Below are 6,668 nucleotides of genomic sequence, written 5' to 3' on the forward strand. Positions count from 1 at the left end.
TCCCCGGCGTCGACTCGGGGGTGGAGAGCGGCGGCACGGCCTCGAGCGCTCCGAAGCCCGAAGTCAGTGCCCGGCAGTCCTCACACGTGGCGGCATGGCGGGCCAGCTCCGGCGGCAGCGGCCCTCCCAAGGCATCCATCACGCGCTCACACTCGGGGGTCATCCACTCGACTCCTCTCGCAGCTCCGCCAGCAGCTCGCGCAGCCGCGCGTAGCCGCGGTGGGCGCGCACCTTCACCGCCGACTCCGTCAACCCCATGGACTCAGCAATCTCCGCGAAGCTCATCCCCTCGAAGCGGTGCAGCGTGATGGGGACGCGCTGGCCCTCTGGCAGCAGCTCCAGGGCCCGCTGCACGGTCCTCTCCAGCCCCACGTCGCGGGGGCCGGGGGTGTCCGCGGCGACCGTCGCGGGCAGCTCGCCCTGTTCGGTCAGCTCCTCCGGCCGCCGGCTGCGCCGCTGGTGGTCCCTGGCTGCGTTGGTGGCGATGGCGTACAGCCACGGCTTCACCCGGGCGCCCGCCTGGAAGCGTCCGCGCGCTCTCACCACCGACAGGAAGGTCAGCTGGACCAGATCCTCGGCCGCCGAGGGGCTGCCCGTCAGCCGGGTCAGGTAGCCGTGTACAGGGCGCGAGTAGCGCTGGAAGAGCGCATCGAACGCCGTGGCTTCACCCTGACAGAACCTGGCCATCAACTCCTCGTCGGACTCCCCGGCGGCCGTGGGGCGCGACGGGGCCATTCCTGTACGCGGGAGGCTCGGTTCAGGTTTCAGGGGAGGGGGTGACACAGGCCCGCACACTCTACCCCGAGGCGAGCGCCCCGGGGCACGGACCGCTCGTCAGAGGGGCTGTCTGCCCTACTTCCGCTTGAGCATCGCCTGGGGGGTAGGGGCAGAGGTGGGCAGGTGGTCTGCCGCGGCGGCCAGGGCCTCGCGCACCTTCTCCTCCGCCTCCTTCTTCCGGGCCGCCATCGCACCCCAGAAGGGGGTCGCGGCGTTCAGCTCCGCCTGCTGCTCGGGCGTGTACTTCTTGTAGGCGTACTTGATGGACTCAGAGGGGGTGCGCAGGTCGCTGACGATGCGCAGCCACGAGAGCACCTTCAGCGAGTAGTAGCTGAAGTCCACCTCCCACCAGAACCAGCCCTGGTTGGCGGTGTTCTGGTGGTAGTGGTGGTTGTTGTGCCAGCCCTCGCCCAGGGTGAGCAGCGCCAGGAAGAAGTTGTTCTTGCTGGTGTCCGTCGTCTTGTACCGGCGGTTGCCGAAGATGTGGCTGAGCGAGTTGATGGTGAAGGTGCCGTGCCACAGCAGCGTGGTGCTCACGAAGAAGCCCCACACCAGCATCGAGAACCCGCCGATGAAGTACAGCGCCACGGCCAGGGCAATGGGCGGCAGCAGGTAGAAGCGGTTCAGGAAGCGCAGCTCCGGGAAGCGCGCGAAGTCCTTGATGGAGTCAAAGCGCGTCTCGGCGTACTTGTCGCAGAGGATCCAGTTCATGTGGCTCCACCAGAAGCCCTTCTGGATCGGCGAGTGGATGTCCTTCTCCGTGTCCGACTCGCGGTGGTGGTGCCGGTGGTGCGCGGCCCACCAGAGCACGCCCTTCTGGACCGCCGCCGTGCCCACCAGGGCGAGGATGAACTGGAAGACGCGGTTCGTCTTGTACGAGCGGTGGCTGAAGTAGCGGTGGTAGCCCGCGGTGATGCCCCACATCCGCACCACGTACAGCCCCAGGCACACCAGCACGTCCACCAGGCTCGCCCCGACGTAGAAGGCGAAGAGGCACATCAGGTGGACGCCGAAGTACGGAATGGAGGACAGCCAGTTGATCTTCTCGTCGGGAGCCAGGACTGGGGCGTTGGTTCTCAAGGGGTGCCTCGGCGGGATGCAGACCGAGCGGGAAGGTGCGCAGTCTCACCCTCCATCAACACCCCTCTTTGTCATGGCTCTGTCAGGAGGATGCAGATTGGCGCAGATCCGCCAGCCACGCCTCGAAGGCCGGGTGACCGTGGAGTGGCGCCAGGTCCTCATCCGAGGCGGCAAAGGCCGCATCCCGGAAGCCCAGCTCCCTGGCGCGCTGCAGCAAGCGCACCGCGTCAGTCGCGTTGTTCGCGCGCGCATATGCACACGCTGCGTCATAGGCGATGGAGGGGCTGGGCGCGTGCGCCAGCGCGCGCTCCCCCATGGCCGCGGCCTCGGAGTAGGCGCCGCGGATGAAGAGCACCCGCTCCGCGCAGGAGAAGGCCGCGGCTGGATCCACCCCGGACAGCTTGAGCGCCTGGGGCTCCTTGCCCGCGCGGATGAGGCTGCCGGCGTACTCGTGCATCACCGTGCGGTCCTTGGTGTCGCGCCAGGCCATCTCCCAGAGGGGAAGGGCGCGCCCCTCGTCGCCGACCAGGGAGAAGGCCGCGGCCAGCGCGTGCGTCTCCACCGGCTGTCGCTGCACCTGGGAGAAGTGATCGAGCGCCGTGCGCCCCTGGCCCTGCTTGAGGGCCACCCACCCCAGCACGTGGTGCGCGCGACTGGCCAGGTCCGGGGAGAGCGCCTCGCCCGTATCCAGGACGGAGGCGGCCGTTCGCCGCGCCTCCGGGAGCTGGTCCTTCGCGAGCGCCTCCTGGGCCTGATCGAGGGTCCGCATGAGGGGCACCTGCGCCTCATCCGTCTGGGCTGAGCCCTTGAGCGCCTCGCTGATGGCGCGGAAGGCCTGGATGCCCCAGAGGCTGAAGAACAAGACCATGAGCAGCGAGCCCGTGCGCAGGCCCCAGGCCACCGCCGCCAGAGCGACGAGCAGGGCCAGCCCTTGCGCCGCGATGAAGCCCCGGCGGCCGAAGAAGCGGATCAACACCGTGCTCAGCACGTGCCCACCATCCAACGGCAGCACGGGCAGGAGGTTGAAGATCGTCCAGAAGAGGTTGGTGGCGAAGAACCAGTAGAGGAAGAACGCGAGCGCGCCCGAGTCTCCCTCCAGGAAGAGGAAGCGAGCCACCCCGCACACGATGCCTAGCGCCAGGCCCGCCAGGGGGCCTGCCAGGCTGACGAACACGCTCCGGTACCAGAGGAGCGTGCCGGCGGAGTTGGGGCGGGTCTCTCCTCCCAGGGAGACCAGGGCGATGCTCGGCTGGAAGCCAAAGGCCCGGTAGGCCAGGGCATGGCCCAGCTCATGGATGAGCACGGAGATGAAGACGATGACCATCCAGGCGAGCACCCCCAGCGCCACGGCCTGGGTGTTGCCAGGGTGGCTCGGGTCTCCCAGCGACTCGGCCAGCCACCGAGGGCCGACAGACTGGACGTTGGGCAGAAAGAAGGACCACCCGAACAAGCCCGAGACGAGCAGGTGAAAGAAGTGGACCTCGACGGGAATGCTTCCGAGGCGAAAGCGGAACATTGGAGACCACCTTAACCGTTAGGGTGCGACTGTGCAGGCCATTACTGAGGCACTGCTCTGTGGTCGCCAATCCGCTAGGTTCCCCGCCGCCCATGTTGCAGATCGGCCCCCATATTCTCCCCAACCCCTACATCCTCGCGCCGATGGCGGGGGTGAGCGAGAGGCCCTTCCGCGTCATCGCCTTCCGGCTGGGGGCGGCCCTGTGCCCCACGGAGCTGGTGAGCTCCCAGGGGCTGATGCACGCCAACCAGCGGACGCTCAAGTACCTGCGCTTCGATCCACAGGTGGAGCGGCCCTACTCGCTGCAGATCTTCGGGGGCGATCCGGAGGCCATGGCCCGCGCGGCCGTCATCGGCAAGGAGTACGGCGCCCAGATCATCGACATCAACATGGGCTGCCCGGTGAAGAAGGTGACGAAGAACGGCGCGGGCAGCGCCCTGCTGTGCGAGCCCACCCGGGCCGCGGAGATCGTCCGGCGCATCCATGCGGCCACGGGGCTGCCCGTCACCTGCAAGATCCGCTCAGGCTGGGACGACAAGAGCCGCAACTACCTCCAGCTGGCCGGCGAGCTCTTTGAGGCGGGCTGCGCGGCGCTCGCCATCCACCCGCGCACCCGCGAGCAGGGCTACTCGGGGAAGGCGGACTGGCGGGTCATCGCGGACCTCAAGCGCCACTTCCCGGACAGGCCCATCATCGGCAACGGCGATGTGAAGACGCCCGCGGATGCGCACCGCATGCGGGAGACGACCGGCTGCGACTTCGTGATGGTGGGGCGGGCGGCGCTGGGCAACCCGTGGATCTTCCGCGAGCTGGCAGGGGGCTACCCCCCCACGCCGGAGGAGCGCTGCGAGGGGGTGCTGGCCCACTTCCGCGAGCACGTGGCCTTCGTGGGGGATGGGCTCGGGGCCGTGCGCAGCTTCCGCAGGCACATGGCCTGGTACGCGCACGGGCTGCACGGCGCGGCCGCCTTCCGTGCGGAGGTGAACGCGCTGGACACCCCCGAGGCGGTGGAGGCCGCCGTGCGCCGCTTCTTCGTGTCCGCCTCGGTGGATCTGGCGGGCCCCTCGGAAGAGCAGGAGGTGGACTACCGGGCGGCGCTGGGCTGAGGCGCGGGCGTCTCGGGTGGGACGAGCCTCCGCCCCTGAGCCACCGTGCGGAAGTACGCGCAGGCCGGGGTAGGGCGGCGCTCCAGCGTGTCGAAGTCCACGTGGTAGAGCCCGAAGCGGGGGCCCCAGCCCTCCAGCCACTCGAAGTTGTCCAGCAGGCTCCAGTAGAGGTACCCGCGCACGTCCACGCCCTGCGCGCGCGCGTCGAGCACCTGCGCCAGGTGCGAGTGGATGTAGTGGGGCCGGCGCTGCCCGTCGCGGTCGTCGATGCCGTTCTCCGTCACCCACACGGGCAGCCCGTAGCGCTTCACCTCGCGGAGGATCTGCCCGAAGCCCTCGGGGTAGTCCTCCCAGCCGATGTCCGTGAGGCCTCGGCCGAGCTTGTCCCGGAACTTGAACTCGATGAAGGGCGGGCGGGGCATGAAGCGCAGGTGGGCGCGCGAGTAGTAGTTCACGCCGATGAACTCGCACGAGCCGCGCGCCTCGGGGATGTCCACCCGGGTGGAGGCCACGCCCGGCATCGTCACGCGCAGCTTCCCGGTGACGAGCGCCTCATGGAAGGCGTGGTTGTAGGCGTGGGCGCCCAGCCGGACGAGGGCGCGATCCAGCGGGTGCCACCACCGGTCCGGGGCGAAGCAGAGCATGTTCTGCGAGATGCCCAGCTCCACGCGGCCCAGCACGGCCTGCAGCTCCTGGCGCGCGGCCGCGTGGGCGCGCACCATGTTCTCCAGGGCGCGCATCGTCTTGGGCCCGTCAGCAATGCCGGGAGGCAGGAGCCCCTGGAGATAGCCGCCCAGCAGCACCACCATGGGCTCGTTGAGGGTGATGAGGAGCGCCTCCAGCCCCTTCAGCACGGGCGCGCACGCGCGGGCATAGGCGCGGAAGGCCTCCACGCTGGCCGGGGTGTGCCAGGGCGTCTCCCGGTGGAACCACGTGGGGTGGGTGAAGTGGTGGAGCGTCACCACGGGCCTCAAGCCCCGCGCCTTCATCCGCAGCAGCCGCTCCCGGTAGGCCTCGAGCGCCGCCCCGTCGTACCGGCCACGCTCGGGCTCGATGCGCGCCCACTCCAGCGAGACGCGGAAGGCGGACGCCCCAGCCTCCAGGGCCAGCCCATAGTCCTCCTCGTAACGGTTCCAGTGGTCCACCGCGCGGCCGCAGCGCACGTGCGGCTCCTTGAGCTTCCCGGCGCGCTCCCACTCGGCCCAGTCGTTCTCGATGCCACCCTCCACCTGGTAGGCGGAGGTGGCGACTCCGAAGGTGAAGCCCTCGGGAAACGTCCTCTCTTCGGCACTCATCGCGGGCGGCACCCTAGATGCCGGCACCCATGGGCGGAAGTGCGGCGTGTCCTCCTCGCTCTGCGGGGCACCGGACACTTCTCTCGCCACCATCCGGCGGCGCGTCCAGAGCCGAGTTTCCGGCCTCCGCACGCGTCGCTTCCCGAGCCGAATTCTAGGCCTCGGAGCACGCTCGCTCGCTCCTGCACCGGCCCTTTTCGAGCCCGCGGAATGCGCGCAGGCCGAAAATTCGGCCCGCGCCACGCACTGCAATACGTCACCATGCGTTGACACACACGCCCATCGCATCTACCATTCATCACAAGCGCTCAGACACAGATGTGTCCGAGTGCAGGGCCCCACCCCCATTGGGTGCGGGCACCCAACTCAACGGAGGGTTTGCATGGCCGCGAAGAAGAAGACCGCGAAGAAGACCACCAAGAAGTCCGCCGCCCCGAAGAAGAAGACGGCGGCGAAGAAGAGCGCTGCGCGCAAGACGACCCGTAAGCCGGCGTCTCGCAAGAAGGCGGCTGCTGCGCCTGCCCCGACTGCTTAGCGGTCTCCACGGGCATCAAAGAGCATGTTGATGCCAGTGAACGGCTCGGCGGACTCCGCCGAGCCGTTTTCGTTTTTGGACGAAGCTGACAATGTGGCTCCGGATAGGCCTATTTTCCTGAGGAGCGCCGGTATGTCGCTGCGTCCCACGGAGCTGGAGCAGGTGGTGGCGGAGGTGGGCTCGCGCCTTGCGGGAGCGGTGGTGCAGAAGGCGTGGTGTCCGCTGCCGCGGCTGGCGTACCTGGAGCTGCGGGTGCCTGGGCGCTCCTTCTTCCTGTGCCTGTGCGCGGAGGGGGAGCTGGCCCGGCTCTCGGTGGCCGCCGAGCGCTTCCCCACACCCGGCGAGCCCGCTCCCTTCCA

General features: G+C 69.1%; 6 protein-coding genes and 1 pseudogene. 3 read left to right on the forward strand and 4 right to left on the reverse strand.

Annotated elements, in window-relative coordinates:
* Window positions 1-159 precede the first annotated feature (159 nt).
* From VD972_RS12975 to VD972_RS12985, 3 genes are all read right to left on the reverse strand, one after another.
* Entirely contained in the window at window positions 160-687 is a 528-nt protein-coding gene (locus VD972_RS12975; RefSeq protein ID WP_324986107.1) for an RNA polymerase sigma factor, read from the reverse strand.
* Window positions 688-852: 165 nt separating this feature from the next.
* Window positions 853-1,857, reverse strand: coding sequence for an acyl-CoA desaturase (locus VD972_RS12980; RefSeq protein ID WP_324986109.1), 1,005 nt, complete (start codon window positions 1,855-1,857; stop codon window positions 853-855).
* 82 nt (window positions 1,858-1,939) lie between these two features.
* Window positions 1,940-3,373 carry a site-2 protease family protein gene (locus VD972_RS12985; protein ID WP_324986111.1) on the reverse strand — a complete coding sequence of 478 codons (1,434 nt, stop codon included), beginning with the start codon at window positions 3,371-3,373 and terminating at the stop codon, window positions 1,940-1,942.
* Between the two features lie 92 nt (window positions 3,374-3,465).
* On the opposite strand from VD972_RS12985, the gene dusB reads away from it, so the two are divergent.
* A complete protein-coding gene (gene dusB / locus VD972_RS12990) occupies window positions 3,466-4,479 on the forward strand; it encodes a tRNA dihydrouridine synthase DusB (protein WP_324986114.1) in 1,014 nt (337 codons plus the stop codon).
* Here the strand turns inward: dusB and VD972_RS12995 are convergent.
* Window positions 4,458-5,774, reverse strand: a complete 1,317-nt coding sequence (locus VD972_RS12995; protein WP_324986117.1) for a glycoside hydrolase family 1 protein — start codon at window positions 5,772-5,774, stop codon at window positions 4,458-4,460. The two genes, dusB and VD972_RS12995, sit on opposite strands and share 22 nt — an antisense overlap.
* A gap of 382 nt (window positions 5,775-6,156) precedes the next feature.
* Between VD972_RS12995 and VD972_RS13000 the strand changes: the two genes are divergently transcribed.
* Together VD972_RS13000 and VD972_RS13005 are read left to right on the forward strand one after the other, a co-directional pair.
* Window positions 6,157-6,309, forward strand: a complete 153-nt coding sequence (locus tag VD972_RS13000; protein ID WP_324986119.1) for a hypothetical protein — start codon at window positions 6,157-6,159, stop codon at window positions 6,307-6,309.
* 132 nt (window positions 6,310-6,441) lie between these two features.
* A pseudogene (locus VD972_RS13005) lies at window positions 6,442-6,668 on the forward strand (hypothetical protein); the annotation flags it as partial.

The sequence above is a fragment of the Hyalangium sp. genome (genome assembly GCF_035629615.1).
In the GTDB taxonomy this organism is placed as follows: Bacteria; Myxococcota; Myxococcia; order Myxococcales; family Myxococcaceae; genus Hyalangium.

What these genes read in the sequence shown, in the direction of transcription:
- VD972_RS12995 (WP_324986117.1), bottom strand. Translation starts at nt 5,774, where the DNA reads ATGAGTGCCGAAGAGAGGACGTTTCCCGAGGGCTTCACCTTCGGAGTC.
- VD972_RS12985 (WP_324986111.1), bottom strand. Translation starts at nt 3,373, where the DNA reads ATGTTCCGCTTTCGCCTCGGAAGCATTCCCGTCGAGGTCCACTTCTTT.
- VD972_RS12975 (WP_324986107.1), bottom strand. Translation starts at nt 687, where the DNA reads ATGGCCAGGTTCTGTCAGGGTGAAGCCACGGCGTTCGATGCGCTCTTC.
- dusB (WP_324986114.1), top strand. Translation starts at nt 3,466, where the DNA reads ATGTTGCAGATCGGCCCCCATATTCTCCCCAACCCCTACATCCTCGCG.
- VD972_RS13000 (WP_324986119.1), top strand. Translation starts at nt 6,157, where the DNA reads ATGGCCGCGAAGAAGAAGACCGCGAAGAAGACCACCAAGAAGTCCGCC.